This window comes from Vibrio satsumensis, assembly GCF_050337435.1.
Classification (GTDB): domain Bacteria; phylum Pseudomonadota; class Gammaproteobacteria; order Enterobacterales; family Vibrionaceae; genus Vibrio; species Vibrio satsumensis.
The window spans coordinates 1-23,743 of sequence record NZ_JAKJSX010000004.1; the positions used below are offsets into that span (position 1 = coordinate 1).

Consider the following 23,743-nt stretch of genomic DNA (forward strand, 5'->3'; position numbering starts at 1 on the left):
CAATCAATGACTGATGGCTATGACTGTTATCAGAATGCGTTGGCAGAGAGGATCAACGGAATATTGAAGATGGAGTATCTGTTGAATAAACCGAATGATTTAGATGAAGCAAAGAAAATGGTCGCTGAATCAGTAAAAATCTATAATGAATATAGGCCTCACACAGCTCTAAAATACAAAACGCCCGATGAAATACATCGAGCGTTTTAGTCAATCAAGTGTCAACCCATATCAGGACGGGTCATTCGGCTATTTACTACTTAGTGACGAAACCCTAGCTTATTAATAAAACCTAGGTACAAAATCTGGCTTAGAAGCCGAATCGAGCCGACATTAGGATTTGGTGACCGTAAGTACCGTTGTTTCGCATATCAAGGCCAACAGACAGTTGATCGGTTGAGTGGAAGCGAGCACCAATACCGACAATAGAACGAGTGTCATCATTGTCTATCAGTTGTCCAAGGCGTGCGTTAACTTCAACGTTTGCCATTAACCAAGCTCTTAAGCCAATATTGATTTCTGTTTTAATGTGATTGTCATCATTACGTTCAATGTTGTGTAACAGCATTTGACCAGTAACGTCAGCAAATTGACTGATTGGGCCGTTGAATCCCATACCTACTGCGGCATCCCAATCACTTTCAAATTCTGAATCGATACGAGCAACAAAGTGAGAGTTCTGAGTGAACATTGTCGTGACTTCACCACCGAAAGTACTTGGGCTAGTCCCCATTCGCAGCTCGAATGTGTTGTAGTTAAAGTTGTTTGCAGACGCAGAGAATGAACACAGTGCAGCGAGTCCTAAAAGGACAGTCTTATTCGTGCAACCTAGCATGGTGACTCCATATAAATTGTATTTTGCGGCAGTATAATACAAAAAAGCCTGCAATATGCAGGCCAATTATTTAAAGTCAGTATTTTTATATTAATCGCTTATAGAACCTGGATATGATCTACTTCGATTTCAGGTGTCTTTCCGCCTTCATATTCACCAAAGATGCGAACCTTTGTATCTGCGGTTAGGGGTTGCGCAAGACGGATATCATCATCCAGTTCGATCTGAATTTCACTCTGTCCATCAGAGAAGACAAACGTATCATTCTTTAGTTGACGAACAATCTTGCCATCCACAATCGCTTCTTGCTCTGCGAACATGCTTGTGTCAGCAAGTAGTGTTGCAACAGAAACGGTTTCAATTGGTCCAGTGTAAGCAATAGCGCTCTCGTGCTTGCTGTTGTTGGCGTGATTGGAGTTATCTTTGTGGTCATCAGCCATTGCGAAAGTAGGAGCAAGGATAATAGTAGATGCGATAGCTAATACAGTTTTTTTCATGGTGAATCCCTTAATGTTGTTTTTAGTAGAAACGTTTTTCTGAATTTGAAACGTCTCTTTTCGTTAGTACGTTTTATTTGTTGATGCGCTGCTTATTGTTCATAAGCTTCGTTTCGATGGAGCTATTAAACAACACTGGGGTTGAATCCAGAGTGAGTAACACATTCATTTTCCATTCATTTTATTGAGCATCTACTCGGCAATGGCGTTAAGATGGAGGCAGAGAGATATTGCGTACAGCTATAAATTGAACATTAAGAAATTAAGGATTTAAGTACAGATGCGATCACCGTTAAACGCCCTTATGGTTCAAGGGACAACGTCAGATGCCGGAAAAAGTGTTTTGGTGGCAGGTTTATGCCGTGTTTTGGCAAGGAAAGGGATCAAAGTGGCACCTTTTAAGCCACAAAACATGGCGTTAAACAGTGCGGTGACAAAAGATGGCGGCGAAATTGGTCGCGCTCAAGCGGTTCAGGCGCAAGCTTGTAACATTGAACCCACTGTTCACATGAATCCGGTATTGCTAAAACCTAATTCAGATACTGGCGCACAAGTGATTCTGCAAGGCCGAGCGATCAGTAATATGGAAGCAACGGGCTATCATGATTACAAGAAAGTGGCGATGGATACCGTTATTGACTCATTTGACCGACTTTCTGAAGAATACGAAAGCGTGATGATTGAAGGCGCGGGTAGCCCAGCTGAAATTAACCTCCGCGAAAATGATATTGCGAACATGGGATTTGCTGAAAAGGCGGATATCCCAGTGATCATTGTTGCTGACATTGACCGTGGTGGCGTTTTTGCGCACCTCTACGGCACGTTGGCTCTGTTATCTGAATCTGAACAAGCTCGCGTAAAAGGCTTTGTGATAAACCGCTTTAGAGGCGATATTGCGCTGCTTCAATCTGGCCTTGATTGGCTAGAAGAGAAAACCGGCAAGCCAGTGATTGGTGTATTGCCATATCTCCATGGTTTTAACCTAGAAGCGGAAGATGCCATTACTTCAGCCCAAGAGTCTGACGGAGAAGCTAAACTTAAAGTCGTGGTGCCTGTGCTAACCCGAATTAGCAATCACACAGACTTTGATGCACTAAGGCTCAATCCTTCCATTGATTTACGTTACGTAGGCAAAGGCGAGCGTGTAAACAACGCGGATTTGATTATCTTGCCGGGTACAAAATCAGTAAGAGCCGATTTGGATTACTTAAAAGAGCAAGGCTGGGACAAAGATATTCAGCGCCACCTACGTTTAGGCGGCAAAGTGATGGGTATTTGTGGCGGTTACCAGATGCTAGGAAAGATCATACACGATCCGGATGGAGTTGAGGGTGACCCCGGCAGCAGTGAAGGGTTAGGGTATCTCGATACTGAAACGACTTTAACGCAACAGAAAACCTTAACTAACGTGCGCGGTACCATGACGCTGGATGGAAAATCAGCACAAGTAAAAGGTTATGAAATTCACGTAGGTAGGACTGATGTCAATGAAACAGCCTTACCGGTTCAGTTAGAATCTGGCAGCCTAGACGGCGCTGTAAATCAAGACAGCTCGATTTTTGGTACTTACCTGCATGGCGTATTCGACAACAGTGATGCGTTGTCGCTTATTTGCGAATGGGCAGGAGCCAACGATGTGACAGCGATTGACCACGAACAGCTTAAAGAGCTGGGTATTAATCGAATCGCGGATGCCATCGAAGAGTACTTAAATCTTGACCTGCTTTGGCCAGAATTAACAGCTTTGGCCGCCATTTAGAAGTTAGCTAAAGAACCTAAACGAACATAGATAAGTGATAACAATGAAAAAGCGAGTCTTCCTTTTAACCATGGCCTTAACTTCGGTATTGAGTTCTAGTCATCTTTTGGCTGCCGAAAAGCTACGAGTTTATGCTGCATCTTCAATGACCAATGCAGTCAACTTGTTGGTTGAAGAGTTTGAGAAAGACCATTCTGTCGATGTGATTCCTGTGTATGCGAGCACATCTTCTTTGGTACGACAAATCGAAAGAGGAGCACCAGCCGACATCTTTATCTCGGCAAATGAGAAATGGATGACGTACCTAGTCGATAGTAAATTGGTTTCTAGTGACAATGTCACAAATCTATGTGAAAACGAACTTGTGTTGATAGCCCCAAAAGAGACGTCGATATCACTGAGCCTGTCAAAAGGTGATCAATGGGCTAAACTGCTTACTAATGAAAGGCTTGCTGTGGGCAATACCACTTCTGTTCCTGCGGGTATCTACGCTAAAGAGGCGTTAGAAACGTTAGGTGTATGGGACGATGTGAAGACTAGATTAGCACCAAGTAACAATGTTCGTATGGCCTTAGCTTTAGTAGAGCGCAGTGAGGCTAAGCTTGGTATTGTTTACAAAACAGATGCGCTGCTGTCTAAAGAAGTGAACCTAGTAAAGACGTTCCCATCAGATTTACATACGCCAATACGTTACCCTGTAGCGAGATTGAGCGATACAGTCGTTGCAGAAGAGTTCTATACTTTCCTTAATAGCGAAAAAGCGAAGGACACCTTGAACAGTTTTGGATTTGAAGTGCGTTAAATGATGTATTTATCGGAATACGAATATCAAGCCTTATTGCTGAGCTTGAAAGTTGCTGGGTTTGCCATCTTATGGCTTATCCCTATCGGCATTGGCTTAGCCTGGCTGCTTGCTAAGAAGCAATTTGTAGGCAAAAGTATTGTAGAGAGTATTGTCCATTTACCTTTGGTATTGCCACCAGTGGTCATCGGTTATTTACTGTTAGTGATGATGGGTAGGCAAGGCATTATTGGCTCGTGGCTCAATGACGTGTTTGGTATTGTATTCAGCTTTAGCTGGAAGGGCGCGGCACTTGCTTGCGTGGTTGTGGCGTTGCCGTTGATGGTTCGTTCTATCAGGTTGAGCCTAGAAACCGTAGACAGTAAGCTTGAAGAGGCCGCTGCCACACTGGGGGCTTCACCTGTTCGCGTGTTTTTTACGATAACTTTGCCCTTGATGATCCCTGGGATCATTACCGGCACCATGCTTTCATTCGCAAGAAGCCTAGGTGAGTTTGGTGCGACGATCAGCTTCGTTTCAAATATTCCCGGCGAAACTCAAACCATTCCATTGGCCATGTATACCTTTATTGAAACCCCTGGTGCGGAAATGGAAGCAGCGCGTTTGTGTATCATTTCTATTGTGATTGCCCTTAGTTCATTGATGCTATCTGAATGGCTTAACAAAAAGTCTGCACAGCGATTAGGAGGTAATGCATGAGTGCTTTGATCCTCCGGTATCAGCAACAGCTTGGTGAAACATTTTTTGATATCGATTTAGAACTGCCTAGCAGTGGCATTACTGCAATTTTTGGACGTTCTGGTGCAGGTAAAACCTCACTTATCAATGCGATTAGTGGTCTTAAACAGCCAGATAAAGGTTTGATCAGCGTATCTGGAACCACTCTGTTTGATAGTCAAAATGGCATTAACCTGCCGACTCACAAACGCAATGTGGGCTATGTATTTCAAGAGTCACGCTTGTTCCCACACATGAAGGTAGGGGCTAATCTTAAGTACGGTATGAAAGGTGTTGATAAAGCGCACTTTGAACAAATTGTCTCGCTATTGTCTTTAGGTTCATTGCTTGATCGTTACCCTGCACGTTTGTCTGGCGGTGAGAAGCAACGAGTGGCGATTGGCCGTGCCTTGTTATCAAAGCCAAGTATTTTGTTGATGGATGAGCCATTGGCATCTCTCGACTTGCCCCGTAAGCGCGAAGTAATGCCGTTTCTGGAAAACTTATCCGAAAGCGTGCAAATACCGATCATCTATGTCACTCATAGCCTCAATGAAATTTTACGCTTGGCAAATCACCTTGTGATTATTGACCAAGGTAAAGTTATTTCATCGGGCGCGACGGAAGAGGTATGGGCATCGAGAGCGATGCAACCTTGGCAATCTTTCTCAGAGCAAAGCTCACTGTTTGAAGGAACATTAGCAGAACACAATGATGACTATGCGCTGTCTCGTTTAACGCTAGGTAAATCGACGTCACTTTGGGTTCAGAAAGTATCAAGCAAGCTTGGTGCTACGGTGAGGTTGCAAGTGAGGGCAAATGACGTCTCCATCACGCTAGAACAGCCAACAGGGACTTCGATACGTAATATCCTTCCAGTCACGATTAAAAGCGTAGAGACGCATCAACAAGGCACGAATAAGCAGAGTGTGGCTGTAGAGTTAGAATTGGAGCCTGGATGCTATCTATGGGCAACCATTACATTGTGGGCGCTTGATGAGTTGAACCTAGAAATTGGACAACGTGTTTATGTGCAAATAAAAGGTGTAAGTGTCGCTCAAAGAGATATCGCTGTAACACACTAAGTCCATACGGCAAGTTATCAAATTCTCGTGGCAAGGTATTAAGTTCACGCGGTGTTTTTCGTTCTTATTTTTATTCTATAGTTTGTAAAACTCGATCTTGATTCCATGAATGGATACATGCGTCATTTTTATACGGTATCACTGCCAGTTTTGCGCCACACTGTATGAGTGTTAAGGCATATTACTTATTTGTAGAATGTCAAAAGCGACACTGACAAGAGTTTCAGTGGCAAAACACACAAAGATATTGTGAGCGAAGCTCTCAAGCAACGAACAGAAAAAGCTGCAGGCACAAAAAAGCCGCATGTTTTAATTAACATACGGCTTAATCATTAAGTTTTCGTTAAACATTCAACCTAAATTTAGATGCGATGAATAGCTTAGCGGATGAAAACTTCTTTGAAATCACGCTTCAAGATAGCATCGCGACGCGCTTTCTTGATTTGCTTAGCCATGTCTTTTACACAGTTATGTAAAATTTGGTCAAGCAGTTGAGCTCGGTACTCTTCTTTTTCTTCATCAGACATGCCTTCTGGAAGTTTAAGAGTAGGGAACTCTTCCATCATGTTTACGCCAGCAAAAGCTTGGCTAACAGAGATTAGAGCGTGGAACTGCTCAAAATTGTCCAAAACATTTTGTGCGCTTGCTGGAAGGCTGCTCCAAGTTTCACGCACTGCTTCTTCAGACACCTCATGAATAGAAGTAACCATGTTGTGCATCTCTTTAGGCACTTCATCAAATTCGATAACTTGGCGAAGCTCTGGTGAGATAGTGGTTAAATCGATTTCTTGTACTTCGTTGTTTGTAGCGTCTGACATAGTATTTCTCTTTAAAAAGAAACAATGCTAAAAAGATCTGTAAAAAAGTCAATATAATATAGAGATTAGGGCATGATTTAAGCTCAAATTTGAGCTACTTTGAATATTCAACACTAGATAAAGGTGATGTGATGATAGAAAAGGGATCTTCGATGCGCATATTGCTGGTTGATGACGTTCAACTAGACAGGATGCAACTTGCTATTCGACTCAAGCAGCTGGGTCATATTGTAGAAGCTGTCGGTAGCGGAAAAGAAGCCCTGAATGTCTATTCTGATTTTGATCCTGAACTTGTGTTGCTTGATATCAGTATGCCAGACATGGATGGTTTTGAGGTTGCTAACGAGGTTCGCAGGCAATTCCCAGAATGGGTTCCTATCATCTTTTTGAGTGGTCATGAAGAACCTGAAATGATTGCGAAAGCGATTGATGCTGGTGGGGATGATTATCTGATAAAGCCTGTGAACAAAGTTGTTTTGAATTCCAAGTTGATTGCGATGCAGCGTATCGCGCATATGAGGCGAGAGTTAAAACAGAGTACCGCCAAACTCGAAGAGCTGAATATCCTCCTGCAGCAACAAGCCAATGAAGATGGCCTGACTAAATTGTATAACCGTCGATATATGGACACTAAGCTTGAAGAGAGCATAGCGTGGCATGGAAGACGTAATATATCAATGACAGTCATATTACTAGATGTAGACTTCTTTAAGCCTTACAACGATAATTACGGCCATATTCAAGGGGATAAGTGCTTGCAAGAGCTTGCTAATACCTTGAGGCTGCTTTTTGTTCGAGCGGGAGAGTTTGTCGGTCGCTATGGCGGTGAAGAGTTTGTTCTTATTTTAAGTGATACGGATAGTGATGCTGCTATGCAACAGGCGATACGTATAAAAGAAGCGTTACATGAAATGAATTACGTCCACGATTATTCAACGGTGTCCGATAGAGTGACAGCGTCACAAGGTGTGTTGTCATTTGTACCAGAAGGTGGTGAATCTATCGCCTCTATTTACGAAAAGGTTGACCAAGCGCTTTATCAAGCGAAACAAAGTGGCAGAAATACCTTTATACAACGCAACATTTTAGAGCTAGCACGTTAGTTGATGAGCTCTTTTAGATATTTGAATTTATACTTTACTAGCATTTGAGCTAGGAAATGCTTTAAGTGATAAAAGAAATGCCACATTCAAAGTCATTTTCTGTGACTAACACCTATTGGGCGCTTGCGGTTCCTCTATTTTTAACCGCGGCTCCTCTATTTTTAACTACAGTGTCAACCACCGTATATGCCAGCTCCCTGTCTGATCTCTTCCGTAAGGAATTAGAGCAGCGCTTTGCTACCAGTGTATTACTTAATGATACTGATGTTTTTACCTTTGGTATCAATAATTTCGATCCAAATAAAGTGTTGAGCTTGGACAATGAAGATATTGGTTCGAATGATTCAGTGAGTCGCCGACAAAACATCACCTCCCTCAGTCTCCCTTATACATTTGAACTACCAAGTTACATTGAAGACAACCATCAAGAGGTAACGCTACGCCTCTCAGCGTTACGAATTGAGAATGATGTGGAATATGCGTCAACAATTAAAAGTGACTTTCAAAAAGAGTCAGTGATTTCTGGTTACGTGGCGTTTGCCAATGTGTCTCAACTCAACGAACACTGGAGCTTCAGTTCGGCAATTGGTAACCATATTTCATATTACCGTAATGACTTTGAATATCGATCTTCATTGCTTGAACCTATTCAAGATCAATTGGACGGGCTCTATTATAATACTGATGCATGGGCATACATCATTGAGCCTAAGATCAAGCTGACTTTCGAAGACAAGAATGATTGGGGTAAATACAAGCTCAGTACCAGTTGGCACTACTTTAATGGTGTAGGTTGGGGAGAAGCCAATAACGGTGATATCGGAAACCCTGAAGGTTGGTATATCGCTAATGAGGCCAAGATTTTTTATGATCTAGTACGTTGGGATAAAAATATCACATCAATGTACTCAAGTATTAGAAGAATTGATATTGGCGGTGACACCGTGGCTTCTATGGGTACCACTTCTTACTATGAGGGCAGTGTAGGTTGGTTGCTTAATCCAAATCTATTTAATGAATGGGTCGATAATGTGGGAATTGGATTTACGATCAACTACGGAAGTAGTTTAAAAGGAGGGAGCTTAGTTATCTTCTTTAACCAAGATTAAGCTCCCTTTAGTCTAGTTATCAACAATTACGTTTAGCTATCAACACTTGCGTTTAGCTATCAACACATAGCTTGTTTCGACCAGTTTCTTTCGCTTTGTAAAGCGCTTTGTCGGCAAGCTTTAATACTTCTTCAGGGTGTTTGGTAGTCGTGCTATCAGACAGTCCAATGCTTACTGTCACATTTACTACTTCCGATGGTTTGCCGTTCTTACCACGCTTTTTCATACCCACTTCATGATCATCAGGACGCTCGTGGCTATTACGAATCGTCATGTCGTAGTTCTGAATCTCGGAAATCAAAGTTTGAAGGTGTTCTTTAACTTGTTCCGAGTATTTGCCTTTAAAAATGATCGTGAACTCTTCACCACCATAGCGATAAGCTTTAGCTCCACCCGTGGTCTCTCTCAATATACGTGCTACTAGCTTCAATACGTCGTCGCCAATGTCATGGCCGTACGTATCGTTAAATTTTTTGAAATGATCGATATCAACCATGGCCATTGAATACTTACGTCCTAGATGCTTCATATCCACTTCTAAGGCATGTCGGCCAGGGATGTTAGTCAATTGGTCATTAAAGGCCATATCGTGGCTGGCAGACATCACATAAACGATGATCAAAGTGCCTGATAACGAGAACATTGTGCTAGAGATATATTGCACGTCAAAGAAGATGAACGTACAAGAAGAAAGCAAGATTGCGCTATAAACGACAACATCAATAGAGCGGTTATACACCAACACAAGAATGGCTGTAAGGCCAAGTAAGCAAAGGCTATATAACACTAGAACCAAAGGCAGTTTTGAGAAATCTCTGACAACAAAAAGAAGGCCTTCACTCCATGATTCAAACCCACCAGCATGGAAGTGAGAAACGATCAATTGTGCCCAAACCATGAAAAGAACCAGAACGATCGCGTAGAGGAGCATGGATTTTGAGTTTACGCCGTTGTCAGGAAATGCATACACCAATAAACAGGTTACAGGAACTAATGCCGCAAGAAGCGATAGTTCTAACAAAGTCGTTCCGGTATTAAGAGGCGTTTGTAAGCGAACTTGGATGATCAGGTATGCTACTAGCATGGTTGATGACACCATGGCCATACGCCCTTGTCTGAATGTATGGCATAGTAAAACGGCAACGCTCAATAGGATATATGGAAGGTTGCTAGCAAACCCTAAGTTTGAATCCGTCACAAGAATGACGTTGTTCATACCAGCGAGTATAATTGCCAATAAAAATAGGGGGAAGCAAAATCGAAACATGCTCGACGTTACAAAAGAAGATGCCATTTATTTGGTGAGCCTAACTATACTGATGATCTTATAATTTAATTTTATACGTAGGATACGGTTAAACAAGCGATTGCCAAGCTTTTTGCCTAAATCAGAGCAAAAACATAGTCATAGGTCGCTATTGGTGCAACTCTTTTTATATGTATTTGAGTTGCTATTAACCATAGAACGAACTACATAGTATATATGAGAAATTAATTAGTCGTTATAGTTAGTTAACATGTAGTTAGTAAATCTGTAGTAATGAGTAGGGTATAGTAAGGTAACAATATGTAGGTCGTTGCCAATCAGGCTAGAACACGATCTGTCGTGATAGCTACAAATGGAGGTGTAGTATGCAAATTAGTGTTGATGTACATAACTATATGGAAACTCTGGTTGGTCATGTTTTGGCTACCGAGGAATATGTGTCTAATTATACCAACGAACAGCTGGCTGATCTTGCGTGCTTGGCTTTAGGGCAGCTTAAACCTATTTATATTCGTTTCGATATCGATTTTCTTTCGGCATTACCAGAAGACAAACTGGTGCTCTATAAACGAAATAGTGAGATCGCAGTCAAGAATGCGGAAAGCATGATTATTGACGATAGAAGACGCGAACGTGACGACAATGTGCCCGTTATATTTAGTCAACACAATTTTGATGAAGATGTAGAATTGCAATGGTATGAAAAGCCATTGTTGAACCGTAAACACTCATGATAGTTTAGGGTTAATACGGTCATTTAAGGAGTATAAAACGTGGGATTTTTTTCTAGATTATTTGGTGGCAAAGAAAAAACCGAACAAAAAGTAGAGATTGAACCAATCGAATATAAAGGCTTCAATATCTATCAAGATGCCATTGCAGAATCTGGTCAATACCGTGTTGCTGGGCGAATCGAGAAAGAATTCGATGGTGAAATCAAAACCCACCGTTTCATTCGTTCAGATGTTGTTTCAAACAAACAAGATGCCGATGAATTGATGCTTAAAAAATCGCAGATGTTCATCGACCAAATGGGCGACAATATATTTAGCTAACCAATTAGGGTTAGAATTGATGTTGGTCATAATTTAGAGAGCTTTCAGTGTATATGCTGAAAGCTCTTTTTAGTTTTAGGGATAAAGAACAGCTAGAAGGTTGTTATTTAAAGGATTATTTGCAAGTGGTTTGACCTCTTTGTTCGAGAGGATCGTCATTTCTTCAAATGAAGCGCTCAAAATCCATCCAAATCGTTATAAGTAATAACTTTTCCTGTTCTTTGAACAAAACGCTTGAAGTATTAGTTGTCGTTAGATACAAACGAATAAGTCATTGTGCCAATAGTCAAGGAATAGCTATGCAAATTGGTGTACCAAGAGAAACACTCGCAGGTGAAACGCGAGTCGCTGCTTCGCCGAAATCGGTAGAACAGCTTCTAAAATTAGGATTTGAAGTTTGTGTTGAATCACAAGCAGGTGCGTTAGCAAGTTTTGAAGATGCAGCTTATGAACAAGCTGGAGCAAAAGTTGTTACCGCAGATGAAGCTTGGAAATCCGATATTATCTTTAAAGTTAACGCTCCGATCGTTGACGAGTCTAAAAATGAAATCGAGCTACTTAAAGATGGCGCAACATTGGTCAGCTTTATTTGGCCTGCTCAAAATCCTGAATTAATGGAACAATTGTCCAGTCGTAACATCAATGTGATGGCGATGGACTCTGTACCTCGTATTTCAAGAGCTCAAGCGCTAGATGCATTGAGTTCTATGGCTAACATCGCGGGTTATCGTGCTGTGGTTGAAGCGGCGCATGAATTTGGTCGATTCTTCACGGGTCAAATTACAGCGGCAGGTAAAGTTCCACCAGCGAAAGTACTGGTTGCTGGTGCGGGTGTTGCTGGTCTAGCGGCAATTGGCGCTGCGGGTAGTTTGGGTGCGATCGTTCGTTCGTTCGACGTTCGTCCTGAAGTTAAAGAACAAGTCGAGTCTATGGGCGCTGAGTTCTTGGAAGTCGATTTCAAGGAAGATACCAGCGCGGGTGATGGCTACGCAAAAGAGATGTCTGAAGCATTCAACAAGAAAGCGGAAGAGCTTTATGCGGCTCAAGCGAAAGACGTTGACATCATCATTACAACGGCACTGATTCCAGGTCGTCCGGCACCTAAGCTGATTACTAAAGAGATGGTAGACAGCATGAGTGCAGGTAGCGTTATTGTTGACCTTGCAGCTGCGAATGGCGGTAACTGTGAATACACGGTTGCAGATCAAGTGATCACAACCGCTAATGGCGTAAAAGTTGTTGGTTACACCGATATGGTTGGTCGACTGCCGACTCAGTCATCTCAGCTATACGCCACTAACCTAGTCAACCTACTTAAGCTGCTATGTAAAGAGAAAGATGGCAACATCAATATTGACTTTGAAGATGTCGTGCTGCGTGGTGTAACTGTGGTTAAAGAGGGCGAAGTTACTTGGCCTGCGCCACCAATTCAAGTGTCAGCTCAACCACAACAAGTTAAACCTGAAGAAGCTAAAGCTCCACCGAAGGTTCAACAACCTGTGTCTCCAGTCAAGAAAGTCGCCGGCATTGCAATTGCGGTTGGTGCTTTCGCTTGGATAGCGTCGGTTGCTCCTGCTGCGTTCTTATCTCACTTTACCGTTTTTGTTCTCGCTTGTGTGGTGGGTTATTACGTAGTTTGGAATGTAAGCCATTCTCTGCATACGCCTCTGATGTCCGTGACTAACGCGATTTCAGGCATCATTGTAGTCGGTGCACTGTTACAGATAGGACAAGGAAGTGGCGTCGTCACGTTCTTATCATTTATTGCCGTATTAATTGCAAGTATCAATATCTTTGGTGGCTTTACTGTGACCAAACGTATGCTTGAAATGTTCCGTAAAGACTAAGGAGTAACAGATGTCTGAAGGATTAGTACAAGCAGCTTATATTGTTGCTGCTGTATTCTTTATAATGAGCTTGGCTGGGTTATCGAAACAGGAATCTGCACGTGCAGGTAACTATTACGGTATCACAGGTATGGCAATCGCGTTGATCGCAACGATCTTTGGCCCTCATTCTGCAGGTATTGTATGGATCATCATTGCTATGGTGATCGGTGGTGGTATTGGTATCCACTACGCAAGAAAAGTAGAAATGACTGAGATGCCTGAGCTGGTGGCAATTCTGCACAGCTTCGTAGGTATGGCGGCGGTACTTGTGGGTTACAACAGTTATATTGATCCACCTGCTGCTGTTTCTATCAACCCTGCAGATATTCATGCAGAGCACGTTATCCACCTAGTGGAAGTGTTCCTTGGCGTGTTTATCGGTGCGGTGACGTTTACAGGTTCTATTGTTGCGTTTGGTAAGCTTCGCGGCGTTATCTCTTCGTCTGCATTGAACATCCCTCATAAGCACAAGTGGAACCTAGCGGCTATCGTTGCTTCTACATTGCTAATGATTATGTTCGTTAAAGCGGACGGCAGCATGTTCGCGCTTATGGTGATGACACTTATCGCATTCGCATTCGGTTACCACCTAGTGGCATCGATTGGCGGCGCAGATATGCCAGTGGTTGTCTCTATGCTTAACTCTTACTCTGGTTGGGCAGCGGCGGCGGCAGGTTTCATGCTTGCAAACGATCTGCTTATCGTAACAGGTGCATTGGTTGGTTCGTCAGGTGCGATTCTGTCTTACATCATGTGTAAGGCGATGAACCGTTCGTTTATTAGCGTTATTGCTGGTGGATTCGGCCAAGAAGTGGTGGTGTCTGATGGCGATGAAGAGCAGGGTGAGCACCGCGAAACATCAGCTGAAGATGTAGCTGACATGTTGAAAAACTCAAAGTCTGTCATCATTACCCCAGGATACGGCATGGCTGTAGCTCAAGCTCAATACCCAGTGCATGAAATCACTGAGAAGCTACGAGCGCAGGGCATCAATGTTCGATTTGGTATCCACCCAGTAGCGGGTAGGTTACCGGGTCACATGAACGTACTCCTCGCTGAAGCGAAAGTGCCTTACGATATCGTTCTTGAAATGGACGAAATCAACGACGACTTAAGTGAGACAGATACTGTATTGGTTATTGGTGCAAATGACACCGTTAACCCAGCTGCGCTTGAAGATCCAAACAGTCCAATTGCTGGAATGCCAGTACTTGAAGTTTGGAATGCTCAGAACGTTATCGTATTCAAACGTTCGATGAATACGGGTTACGCAGGTGTACAAAACCCATTGTTCTTCAAAGAGAACACGCAGATGCTGTTTGGTGATGCGAAACAGAGCTGTCTAGGTATTCTAGAACATCTATAGAAAGCACTTTGTGTGATAACTAAAAAGGAGCTCGTTGAGCTCCTTTTTTTGTTCTCAGTAAGTTGCTTTACTCAAAACTAATAACAAGTAGGACGTGGAAACTGACGCAAAACGTGTTCGAATGATCGTTGGATTCATCCACTAAACTTGTGAGTACGCTTGTGCAACACAATTCTAATATGATGGTATTTATTGTTATAACTCGCCATTACTATTGTTTTTCATGCGGTTAAAAATTTATCTTTGATAGCGAATGGTATATATTTGTTTGATCTATATGAATTTGCGTTGGTTTGTGATCATCAAAAGAACATTTACTCTTATTATCGCTACGTTATCTGTGTCAGCAAACGCATTTGCTGATTCTTTGCCTGAGCGTATCGATAATTTCACCAAACTTTTTGATCATGAAACCGCAATCGAATCTTATGATATTCGAGTGCTGCAGGCTGATTATCCAACACGCTTGATCATGCCGTCTTCTATGTTGCCACAAACTGCAGAGTATCCGTTAAAAGACATCCAGCGTTTATATCAGTTATCAAAAACGTGTAGCGGAAAACTACCGTTAAGCCCTTTGATTACAGAACCCTTGGTTTTTACTCGTGCAATGTGCAAAGGAACCAAGCTTTCTGATCGCTGGTTTAGCCGTAGTGGTTTGATTCACCCTGGTGGTGGTTCTTATGCGGCGAGGTATGTAGAAAAATATCCAGACAAGTTCGGCTCTCTGAAACGTTTTATGCATATTCAAGAGCGCCCAAACACAGAGCATGATGAACTTTTATCTCGCCTACAAAACATGGACAGTGAGGCCATCACAGCACTATTAGCAGGTGCGAGCATGTTTGTAGAGCTTGACGAAATGTGGGTAAAGCGCGGCGACAGATATTACCTGTACAAAGAATCAGTTTGGAATGAAAACGCAACACTTTCTGGTTTATCGTTCAGTTTGTCTTCGGAAGGTAAAAGTTGCTTCGTACAACGCGGCAATGTGTGTTGGGAAATAGAAGATCATTCAGAGCTTCTGCAAGTTGCCATGTTTATCTTGGTGATTGCCAACATCATGCTTGTTTTGGGTTGGGCGATTTACCGTTGGAACAGTAAGAAACAAGAGATGAAGAGCCGTATGCTGGTTCTTCAAATTCTAACGCACGAATTAAGAACGCCAATTGCGAGTTTGTCATTGACGGTTGAAGGGTTCAGACGAGAGTTCGAACACTTGCCTGAATCAGTATATGATGAGTTTCGTCGGCTGTGCGAAGATACGCGCCGTTTGAGGCAGTTGGCAGAAGCAAGCAAAGACTATTTGCAATCAGACAACCAACCGTTGGCGACAGAGTGGGTACCAAGTGTGGAGGAGTGGCTTCAATACAAAGTTGAAGAAGACTTTGCTCCAGGTATAGAACTTCGCGTAAACAAAGATATTGCTGCAAAAGTAAACGTATATTGGTTAGGAACGTGTATCGACAACCTGATCAGAAATGCCGTGAAATACGGTGTAGCTCCAGTGATACTAGAACTGAATACTTCTGACAAGAAGCTGACATTCAAAGTTATAGATAATGGAGACTTGTCTCGCAAAGATTGGGGGCAACTAAGAAAGCCATTCGTAAGTAAGAGTGGACTCGGTTTAGGTCTGACGATAGTTGAATCTATGGTCGGAAAAATGGGCGGTCACATGACGCTTATCGGCCCCCCAACAACATTTATTTTGGAGATACCTTGTGAAACAGACATTGCTTCTCGTTGAAGATGATAAAAATTTAGCTGACGGTTTATTAGTTAGCCTTGAGCAAGCTGGATATGAATGTTTGCATGCAGAACTGATCTCTGAAGTTGAAGGCTATTGGGAGCAAGCGGACCTAGTTATCCTAGACCGTCAACTCCCAGATGGTGACTCAGTAGATTCGCTTCCAGGTTGGAAGAAAAAGAAAGATATTCCTGTAATCCTGCTAACGGCTCTTGTGACAGTAAAAGACAAAGTCGCGGGCTTAGACTCAGGTGCGAATGATTACCTCACTAAGCCATTCGCAGAGGCTGAGCTTTTTGCTCGAATTCGAGCTCAACTTCGCCTACCAGACGCTGAAGAACAAGACGCATCAAAAGTTGTCGCTCAAAACCTTATTATTGATAAAGCGACTCGTGAAGTGTTTTTCAACGAGCTAGAAGTCACCTTAACTCGTACTGAGTTTGACCTACTGCTGTTTTTGGCAAGTAATCTTGGTCGTGTTTTCACACGTGACGAGCTGCTTGACCATGTATGGGGTTACAACCATTTCCCAACAACACGTACAGTAGACACCCATGTTCTGCAACTAAGACAGAAATTACCGGGTCTAGAAATAGAAACGCTACGTGGCGTTGGTTACAAGATGAAAGCGTAATGAAAAAAGTCTTACTTCCACTATTAATCTTGTCTTGTGTAGCTAATACCACGCAAGCAGCTGATTGGTTCAAGAGTAGTGATGCTCTGACTCAAGTACATAAACATCTATTAGATAATGACTTGCCTCAGATGTTTGATTCATTAGTGGAAGTTTGGCAAATCAACTCTTCTCAATCACGCGAAGATCACCTCAATGAACTGTTCGATCAAGCATTGAACAAAGATTGTGGAAAAACCCTCACTAGAAAAACACTTCCTGATTGGATCAGTTCTGTCATCGTTAAAAGACACATCATTCAAAGCCCTGGTCGAGATACTTTTCGTGTCGCGATTAATGTTGAATCCGATAATAACATCCAAGATATAACTCTTGAGAGGTGGGTCGATAAGATCGTTTCTTCAGATAGTGAACTCACTAAAGAGAGTGAAATGGTAAATAACGCATCGGTGAGTTTATACCGCAAGCGTTACAATTTGCCATCTCAGCTTGAATCAGGCTTGTATCGTTTAAGTGTGAAAGGCGATGGCGGCAACTCTTGGAGCACATGGATTATTCTTGGCGAAGTAGCCATGCGTCAGCAAGTTCGCTGGTCGTCAAAAGACACGTGGCGTATTGATAAAAAAGAGCTGCTGAACCCATATTGTCCACTCCCTAAGCTAGAAATTGGTTTGTACGATTACGTCGACGAGCGCTATGAGCAAGTATGGGGCAAGAGCTATGAATCTGATTATCCGATGAACCTGACCGGCGAAGAGCTTCCAAATGATCGCTATGTTTTAGCGGTTTCAATGGTGCATTCACGCTGGCAAGGGGACATAGCGATAGAACAAGCACAAACTATCAGTAAAACTTATGATATTTCTAGCGAAGAAGAGTTAAAGTAATTTAAAATTGTGCCGTTAACTATGTAAGGGATCTAACAAAGATAAACGGCATGAAAAATACAACTAAACTACTCGCAGCATCAATTGCATTCGCCAGTCTTCCTCTTTCAGCAGCAAATTACGCCATTGAAGCGCGTGGTGATGCTATGGGTGGTGTTGGTGTTGTTTCAGCAAACTTCCTAACCGCTCCATTCTATAACCCGGCACTTGTTGCTATTTATCGTCGTAACGATGATATGGGCATGATTACGCCAAGTTTTGGCGGTAGCTATAATGACCCTAACGATATGAAATCGAATATCGATAGCGTCGTTGATGCGTCAAATACCGCAGACTTAGATGCAGCGCTTAATAAACTCGATGGTAACCAAGCTAATGTAGAACTTGGTGGTGTTGTCGCGTTTGCTCTGCCTAATCAGTTTGTTGCTGCAAACCTTTTCGCGAAAGCCTACACAGAATCATTTGCGACACCTAACGTTTACACAACAGGTTCCGATGAAGACAAAGTTGAACTGTCTACTGTTGAAGCTGTTTCTATCGGTGTCGCAGAAGTCGGCATTTCTTTAGCAAAATACCAAACTTTTATGGGCCAACATATCTCATTTGGTATTACACCTAAGATCCAACGTATTTACACATACAACTATGTCGCGTCGGTTAATGATTACGATTTGTCTGACGTTAGAGAAAACAGTGATGGCGACACTGCATTTAACATGGATGCTGGTGCGCTTTGGTTCTTCGGCCCGTTCCGAGTCGGTGTTGCAGCAACTAACTTGATCTCACGAGACATCGAAACCAAAGATACGACGAGAACGTTAACCAGCAGCACAAGTAGTGCGACACACCAAGTTGGTGGTAAATACACTTACCAACTTGAACCGGTATACACCGTTGGTGCAGGTATCGTGTCTGACTACTTTACGTTGAGTGTCGATTACGATTTGAATGAGACTGAAAAGTTTACTTCGTTTGAAGACAACGAACAGATGATTCGTATTGGTACCGAAGTCGATCTTCTACGTCAGCTTAAGTTAAGGGGAGGGTACTACAAGAACCTGGCTTACTCTGATTCGGAAGGAACAGTCACAGCCGGTATTGGTATCTCGCCACTCAACTTGTTCCAGTTAGATCTAAGTGCGAACTACACAAACGAAAATGCAATGGGTGCTTCAATCAATTTCCTTGCTAGTTACTAACAGTCCTTATATAGTTCTGCTCCTAAATAAAGGAGCAGAGCATGCTAAACGACTTACCAACCCTTTCTCACGAAGAACAACAGAAAGCTGTTGAACGAATTCAAGAAATGATGACTCAGGGCATCAGCACAGCACAAGCTATCAAAATCGTTGCTGAGCAAATTCGTGAAGAAATGAGTAATAAAGAAGAGTAGGGCATCAGCCCTTCTTTTTTAACACCTTAATGCACTATAACTAAATATATTACCCTCTAGTATATTATCTCGTACATACCCACTCTTTAGTTACCCTAACTCCCGGTCTGCCCAAGCTTCTTAAATTCAGTTTATTCAATAAGTTATGTCAGAGTAATCCACTTTATAAGCTTTTCTCGGTTTCTATTTGTAATTAAATTACAGCAAGATCTGAAAGTAAAACAATTGCCATCTTTGGTGTCAGTATTTGTGTCACCACATCTAAGTGGTTAAATATATTGCGTTTTTTAAGGCTAGTGACGTTGTGACTTCTGTTTTTAGCGGATACGAGTGTATGAATGTTCACAAGCAGACAAATGAGGATTTCATCTAAAAACAGTGCGAGATAAGTAGCGACGGTAATGTTCAAAACCGAAACCGCGAGTGACTGAGCACTGGTTAGAGCAAGCTTTACTCGCCAATACGTGACTGCAGAACAAGTGCTAAGGAAGCTTAGAGGCGTAAGGAAGAGCTGTTTATAGAGCGATTCAGGAACGATAAGTATCAACCTGAGAATGCTATTGATGGCGTTATTAAAGATGGTGTTATAGCAGATGGTGAGAGCGCGCTTATAGGCATACGAATCGATTTGAGTTCTGATGAGACAGCAAAGCTTATGGGCTTGTTTAGTCAGCAGTTAAAAATCTAACGGGTGCTTAAGTGGAGAGTCGATATCGACAGGGTATTGATTGCTTGTTGATTGAGTAGTGGCCGAGAGTTGAATGTGTAGCTGCAGTCCAGTCTCGCGAGCCTTAATAAAACGTAGCGACTTGGTTTCGTCCGTTGTCTTTAGCTTGGTAGAGCGCTTTGTCTGCACGCTTGATGGCAGTACGTATCGATTCATGCTCCTTAAGCTGCGTTACTCCGGTCGAAGCCGTGACTTTAAGCGCTTTAGGCCAAGGGCTTTGGTCCATTGCTAAGTAAAAATTATCGATTGATTCGTTACACTGTAGCGCAGTTTGTTCCAGGCAAACGAGTAGAAACTCCTCACCACCCCAGCGATAAAGCAAGTACTGCTCACCAAGGCTCTTGTTCGCTGTTGCGACAAACTGAATAAGTACTTTGTCACCCACTTCATGGCCATGTTGATCATTGATCTGCTTAAAATAGTCTAAATCAAACAACGCGATGTGAATCGTTTTTCCTTGCTGCGCCAACCATTCGAAATCATAGAAGGTATCTAACGCTTCGGTTCGGTTTCTACATCCGGTCAACGGATCGGTTGTGGCCTTTACCTTTAGCTCTTCAATTTCTTGGGTTAAATGGCGTTGTTGCTGTGCTGAACGCATTTTGTTTCGTTGTGCAATATGTAAAGCACAAGCGACGTAGTAGATCGCGTATACCACCCATAGTCCAACCAATAGCTCACCTAGCAAAGCCTTGCTGATGATTTTACCGTGGAACACAATACTCGAGATGTTAAGTGAATGATGTCCAGCAAGCGTGCTGGCACCAAGCCCTAGTTCAACAGATACCGCGTTCGTAATGTCTACAGCGCTATCAGAAACAGGGCGGTTATAATGATCAATCCACCAGAAAGGAACATTGAAGTAGTTTAAGTCGATGTGGTTTTTATCTGGTAATGAGAAGTCTAAGCGATTGAACTTGTTCGACATAGCATCGCCTTTCACGCTGTAATTCTTGTCGTAATTACGAATGTAGAAGCGAAACCTTGGGTCTTCTTGACCTTGGTAATCCATATTAATGGTGACCGAATCGAACGTAGAGAGATCGAGCCCTTTACCTTGTGTCGATATAACGAACTCAATTTCACAGAAGGGCAAGCTATAGGTTCGTTCAAAGTCACACTGTAACTCAATTCCATCTTCTGACTTATGTAATGAGCCTACGGTGCCACCGTCGTGGTCTCTGTCTGTGTTAACGCGTGTAGCGTATTTGTCTGGTGTAATAACGTAGCTCTTATTCATGAGCGTATTAAAAGAGATCAACGACACTAACGTGATTGCTAGACAAAAAATCGAAAGGAATATGTTGAGTTTTCGGAATGCTTTGTCGCTCATGATACTAACCCGTACACGTGATTCGAACCTAATGCGCAATGCCTTAAATTGGCGCAATCGGAGATTAGAGTATTAGCATTGATAAAATTGCTATACCCAGAACTGATCCAGAATTGACGGTTATACAGGAAAGCGAACCATTAGACCAAATTCAAGTTTAAAAATTGAACGCAGACCCTTGATTCTGAATGTTATTTGCTCAATAAGTGCGGTTTTTACGGTGGTAGTAATTTAACTGTATATTTATACAGTTAAATTTAAAGTGGCTCGGTTTGTGTAATCAGAGCGGTGTGTGCGGGTTTTATGGCTTGCTGTGATAACGAGGCACGAGGCCACTGTTTACTGTTAGTCAATTAAAGTGGAGGGCAGTTGTGTTGCAGTGTCACTTTTTGGAGCTCAGTTTTATCGAAACACTTTGTTGTCTATGAGAGCGTTCTTGTCTTTCACTCCCAATTACGCGCCATATGTCGAATAAGCTTTAACGCACTGCAAGTTATCCCGAATCCGTATTGGTTTGTGGTGGGTGTTGTAGTAGTCGACACGCTAGGCATGCGTGCCATGGTGCGATACCTACTTGAATACTACGCATCTCGATGGAAAACGAAGTGATGGTGTTCCTTGATGCGTTAATCATCGCTCTGATTACCAGTGGAGTCTCAAGCCTTGGCACGATTGCGGCTCTGAAAACGGACATCAACTGGATCAAGCGAGTGCAGCAAGGCCAAGAGCAACGGATACAAAAACTGGAGGACCCCAATGGCTAAGAAAGGTTATAAGTGCAAAGGCCGCACGCAAAATGGCCAGTTAATGAAGGGCTACACGCTTAGAAATGGGCGCGTGGTTAGGGCTAACACTACACGAAAACGTTACAAGAAACGCCGATAAAATCGACCAATCAAAAGGGCTATTTTCTTAGGGGAATGGTCCTTTCTGCATTTCCACGAATAGAGCCTGTATGTTAGTCGTGCAGTTTCACATCTAATGATGTAAATCACTGTTATAAATAGGATTGATAGTTATAATCTACTCCCATAAATCAGATTAGACGTAACACTTGTAATTTAAATGCAGGTTTTTAGATCTGATAGTTGTTATTTCATTCAAACGGAGTCGTCTATTTTGACAATGAGAAAACTTACTCTTCCCCTCGATGGTTCAATGGAATCAATCGAAACCAATCAAAGTGTACTACTTATCGGGGCTAATGGCTCTGGAAAAACTAGATTAGGGTCATGGATAGAAATAGACTCACCACAAAAAGAATTGGTGCATAGAATTTCCGCTCAAAAGTCTTTAGCATTACCTGATTCGACTACTCCTCAATCAATTGAACAGGCGGAAAAAGATCTGTTGTTTGGTAATCCTGGGTGGAGTTTTCAACATAAAGCTCATAAGTGGGACCGAAAGCCAGCTACTAAATTTTTGGATGATTTCCAAAAACTGATGGTTTATTTGTTTTCTGATGAAACAGAAGAAAACGCGAAGTTTAAAAGAGCTTGCAAAGCAACAGATGCTCGTATTTCACCACCAAAAACTAAAATTGACCTCGTAAAAGAATTGTGGGAAGAGATTCTCCCACATAGGGAATTAGTTATTGGGGGATTGAGGATTCAAACTCAGGTCAAAGGGCAAGAAGAAAAAATATATAATTCGTCTGAAATGAGTGATGGTGAACGAGTTATATTTTACCTAATCGGCCAATGTTTAGCTGCGCCTGAAAATGGAATTGTAATAATTGACGAACCAGAATTACATCTGCATAAGTCCGTGCAAGTTCCTCTTTGGGATGCCATTGAAAAATTACGGAAAGATTGCCTATTTGTATACTTAACTCATGACGTAGATTTCGCGGCTGCAAAAGAAGCATCAAAAAGTATATGGTTGAAATCATTTGATGGCCAAAAATGGGATTGGTTGCTTATAAATGATGATGAGAATTTGCCTAATGAATTAATGATTGAAGTGCTAGGAAGCCGAAAACCTATTGTTTTTGTTGAAGGTGAAAGTGGTAGCTTTGATAGTAGCCTTTATCGAGAATTATTATCTAACTTTCTTGTCATTCCTCGGGGAAGTTGCTCAGAAGTGATCCAATCAGTAAAAGCGTTGAAGGCTAATTCTCAAATTCATCATTTAGATGTGTTTGGGATAATAGATAGAGATAGACGCCTTCAAGCTGAAATAACGAAGCTGGAGCAAAACTCTATATATGTTTTAGAAGTTGCTGAAGTAGAAAATTTGTTTTGCACAGAGGAAGTCTTGAATATAGTGAGTGAAAGGCTTGCTCGTGATTCGTCTGCTGATTTCTCAACCGTGTCTAATACAATCTTTGGTCGACTTCAATCAGAACTTGATACGCAAGTATCACTACATGTATCGAGTGAAGTGAAATTCAAGCTGAATGTCTTTGATGTTAAGCAAAAAGGTGCAACTAATATTAATACAGCGCTACAAAGCTTAGTAACAAGCATAGACGTTAACAAAATATATACAGATACAAATCAACGTTTTATCGATGTATTGGAAAGTAAAGATTATAAACAATTGTTAGCCTTATATAACCGTAAATCACTTTGTACTCAAGCTAGCACATCGTTGGGTTTATCCAATGGTAGCTTACCCGAAACAGTAGTAAGGCTGATAAAGGGGGAATGCAAAGAGTCTATAGTAACTGCCTTGAAGCCATACTTTGGAAATTTTCAACAATACATGAAATAACA

General features: G+C 42.1%; 23 protein-coding genes. 18 read left to right on the forward strand and 5 right to left on the reverse strand.

Features of this window, described 5'->3' with window-relative positions; translation table 11 throughout:
• Positions 1 to 210 (forward strand): integrase core domain-containing protein (locus L4C44_RS03120; RefSeq protein ID WP_428804354.1); only part of this gene is annotated, 210 nt, incomplete at its 5' end.
• A 100-nt stretch (positions 211 to 310) separates the two neighbouring features.
• Here L4C44_RS03120 and L4C44_RS03125 read toward each other — a convergent pair.
• Together L4C44_RS03125 and L4C44_RS03130 are read right to left on the reverse strand one after the other, a co-directional pair.
• The gene (locus L4C44_RS03125) at positions 311 to 835 is read right to left on the reverse strand and encodes a hypothetical protein (RefSeq protein ID WP_019822713.1); all 525 of its coding nucleotides are present in this window, start codon (positions 833 to 835) and stop codon (positions 311 to 313) included.
• Positions 836 to 933: 98 nt separating this feature from the next.
• Positions 934 to 1,332 (reverse strand): YgiW/YdeI family stress tolerance OB fold protein, encoded by a 399-nt coding sequence (locus L4C44_RS03130; protein ID WP_428804355.1) that lies wholly within the window; start codon positions 1,330 to 1,332, stop codon positions 934 to 936.
• A gap of 280 nt (positions 1,333 to 1,612) precedes the next feature.
• Here L4C44_RS03130 and L4C44_RS03135 point away from each other — a divergent pair, with 280 nt between their 5' ends.
• From L4C44_RS03135 to modC, 4 genes are read left to right on the forward strand one after another with little or no spacing between them, the layout of a single operon-like run.
• Entirely contained in the window at positions 1,613 to 3,091 is a 1,479-nt protein-coding gene (locus L4C44_RS03135) for a cobyric acid synthase (RefSeq protein ID WP_428804356.1), read from the forward strand.
• Positions 3,092 to 3,134: 43 nt separating this feature from the next.
• On the forward strand, positions 3,135 to 3,893 hold the full coding sequence (gene modA, locus L4C44_RS03140) for a molybdate ABC transporter substrate-binding protein (protein WP_285954481.1): 759 nt from the start codon (positions 3,135 to 3,137) through the stop codon (positions 3,891 to 3,893).
• On the forward strand, positions 3,894 to 4,592 hold the full coding sequence (gene modB, locus L4C44_RS03145; RefSeq protein WP_146490443.1) for a molybdate ABC transporter permease subunit: 699 nt from the start codon (positions 3,894 to 3,896) through the stop codon (positions 4,590 to 4,592). It abuts the gene before it with no gap.
• The gene (gene modC / locus L4C44_RS03150) at positions 4,589 to 5,695 is read left to right on the forward strand and encodes a molybdenum ABC transporter ATP-binding protein ModC (protein WP_428804357.1); all 1,107 of its coding nucleotides are present in this window, start codon (positions 4,589 to 4,591) and stop codon (positions 5,693 to 5,695) included. Before modB ends, modC begins: the two co-directional genes overlap by 4 nt.
• 380 nt (positions 5,696 to 6,075) lie before the next feature.
• Here the strand turns inward: modC and L4C44_RS03155 are convergent, their stop codons facing one another.
• Positions 6,076 to 6,513, reverse strand: a complete 438-nt coding sequence (locus L4C44_RS03155) for a DUF3069 domain-containing protein (protein WP_004731036.1) — start codon at positions 6,511 to 6,513, stop codon at positions 6,076 to 6,078.
• Between the two features lie 131 nt (positions 6,514 to 6,644).
• Between L4C44_RS03155 and L4C44_RS03160 the strand changes: the two genes are divergently transcribed.
• Together L4C44_RS03160 and L4C44_RS03165 are read left to right on the forward strand one after the other, a co-directional pair.
• Positions 6,645 to 7,616 (forward strand): diguanylate cyclase, encoded by a 972-nt coding sequence (locus L4C44_RS03160; RefSeq protein WP_171387816.1) that lies wholly within the window; start codon positions 6,645 to 6,647, stop codon positions 7,614 to 7,616.
• Between the two features lie 77 nt (positions 7,617 to 7,693).
• Positions 7,694 to 8,725 carry a Solitary outer membrane autotransporter beta-barrel domain gene (locus tag L4C44_RS03165; protein ID WP_146490445.1) on the forward strand — a complete coding sequence of 344 codons (1,032 nt, stop codon included), beginning with the start codon at positions 7,694 to 7,696 and terminating at the stop codon, positions 8,723 to 8,725.
• Between the two features lie 52 nt (positions 8,726 to 8,777).
• Here L4C44_RS03165 and L4C44_RS03170 read toward each other — a convergent pair whose 3' ends face one another.
• On the reverse strand, positions 8,778 to 10,019 hold the full coding sequence (locus tag L4C44_RS03170; protein ID WP_060981306.1) for a GGDEF domain-containing protein: 1,242 nt from the start codon (positions 10,017 to 10,019) through the stop codon (positions 8,778 to 8,780).
• Between the two features lie 338 nt (positions 10,020 to 10,357).
• Here L4C44_RS03170 and L4C44_RS03175 point away from each other — a divergent pair, with 338 nt between their 5' ends.
• The 9 genes from L4C44_RS03175 (at position 10,358) to L4C44_RS03215 (ending at position 18,966) form a co-directional block, all read left to right on the forward strand.
• Positions 10,358 to 10,726 carry a late competence development ComFB family protein gene (locus L4C44_RS03175; protein ID WP_060981307.1) on the forward strand — a complete coding sequence of 123 codons (369 nt, stop codon included), beginning with the start codon at positions 10,358 to 10,360 and terminating at the stop codon, positions 10,724 to 10,726.
• 39 nt (positions 10,727 to 10,765) lie between these two features.
• Entirely contained in the window at positions 10,766 to 11,047 is a 282-nt protein-coding gene (locus L4C44_RS03180) for an HlyU family transcriptional regulator (RefSeq protein WP_060981308.1), read from the forward strand.
• Positions 11,048 to 11,346: 299 nt separating this feature from the next.
• Positions 11,347 to 12,894: a Re/Si-specific NAD(P)(+) transhydrogenase subunit alpha gene (pntA, locus tag L4C44_RS03185; protein WP_428804358.1), complete on the forward strand. Its 1,548-nt coding sequence runs from the start codon at positions 11,347 to 11,349 to the stop codon at positions 12,892 to 12,894.
• A gap of 10 nt (positions 12,895 to 12,904) precedes the next feature.
• Positions 12,905 to 14,302 carry a Re/Si-specific NAD(P)(+) transhydrogenase subunit beta gene (pntB, locus tag L4C44_RS03190; RefSeq protein ID WP_060981310.1) on the forward strand — a complete coding sequence of 466 codons (1,398 nt, stop codon included), beginning with the start codon at positions 12,905 to 12,907 and terminating at the stop codon, positions 14,300 to 14,302.
• Between the two features lie 277 nt (positions 14,303 to 14,579).
• Positions 14,580 to 16,052 carry a sensor histidine kinase VxrA gene (gene vxrA / locus L4C44_RS03195; RefSeq protein ID WP_428804359.1) on the forward strand — a complete coding sequence of 491 codons (1,473 nt, stop codon included), beginning with the start codon at positions 14,580 to 14,582 and terminating at the stop codon, positions 16,050 to 16,052.
• Positions 16,027 to 16,686: a response regulator transcription factor VxrB gene (gene vxrB, locus L4C44_RS03200; RefSeq protein WP_146490448.1), complete on the forward strand. Its 660-nt coding sequence runs from the start codon at positions 16,027 to 16,029 to the stop codon at positions 16,684 to 16,686. The genes vxrA and vxrB overlap by 26 nt, the downstream gene beginning before the upstream one ends.
• Complete coding sequence (locus L4C44_RS03205; RefSeq protein ID WP_146490449.1) at positions 16,686 to 17,573, forward strand: DUF2861 family protein; 888 nt, start codon at positions 16,686 to 16,688, stop codon at positions 17,571 to 17,573. Before vxrB ends, L4C44_RS03205 begins: the two co-directional genes overlap by 1 nt.
• Positions 17,574 to 17,623: 50 nt before the next feature.
• Positions 17,624 to 18,772 carry a conjugal transfer protein TraF gene (locus L4C44_RS03210; protein WP_285954484.1) on the forward strand — a complete coding sequence of 383 codons (1,149 nt, stop codon included), beginning with the start codon at positions 17,624 to 17,626 and terminating at the stop codon, positions 18,770 to 18,772.
• A 41-nt stretch (positions 18,773 to 18,813) separates the two neighbouring features.
• A complete protein-coding gene (locus L4C44_RS03215; RefSeq protein ID WP_004731009.1) occupies positions 18,814 to 18,966 on the forward strand; it encodes a YoaH family protein in 153 nt (50 codons plus the stop codon).
• 791 nt (positions 18,967 to 19,757) lie between these two features.
• On the opposite strand, the gene L4C44_RS03220 is transcribed toward L4C44_RS03215, so the two are convergent.
• Positions 19,758 to 21,065: a GGDEF domain-containing protein gene (locus tag L4C44_RS03220; protein WP_428804576.1), complete on the reverse strand. Its 1,308-nt coding sequence runs from the start codon at positions 21,063 to 21,065 to the stop codon at positions 19,758 to 19,760.
• Positions 21,066 to 21,619: 554 nt separating this feature from the next.
• On the opposite strand from L4C44_RS03220, the gene L4C44_RS03225 reads away from it, so the two are divergent.
• Together L4C44_RS03225 and L4C44_RS03230 are read left to right on the forward strand one after the other, a co-directional pair.
• A complete protein-coding gene (locus L4C44_RS03225) occupies positions 21,620 to 21,790 on the forward strand; it encodes a hypothetical protein (protein WP_428804586.1) in 171 nt (56 codons plus the stop codon).
• 394 nt (positions 21,791 to 22,184) lie between these two features.
• On the forward strand, positions 22,185 to 23,741 hold the full coding sequence (locus tag L4C44_RS03230) for a DUF4435 domain-containing protein (RefSeq protein ID WP_428804360.1): 1,557 nt from the start codon (positions 22,185 to 22,187) through the stop codon (positions 23,739 to 23,741).
• Positions 23,742 to 23,743: the final 2 nt, after the last annotated feature.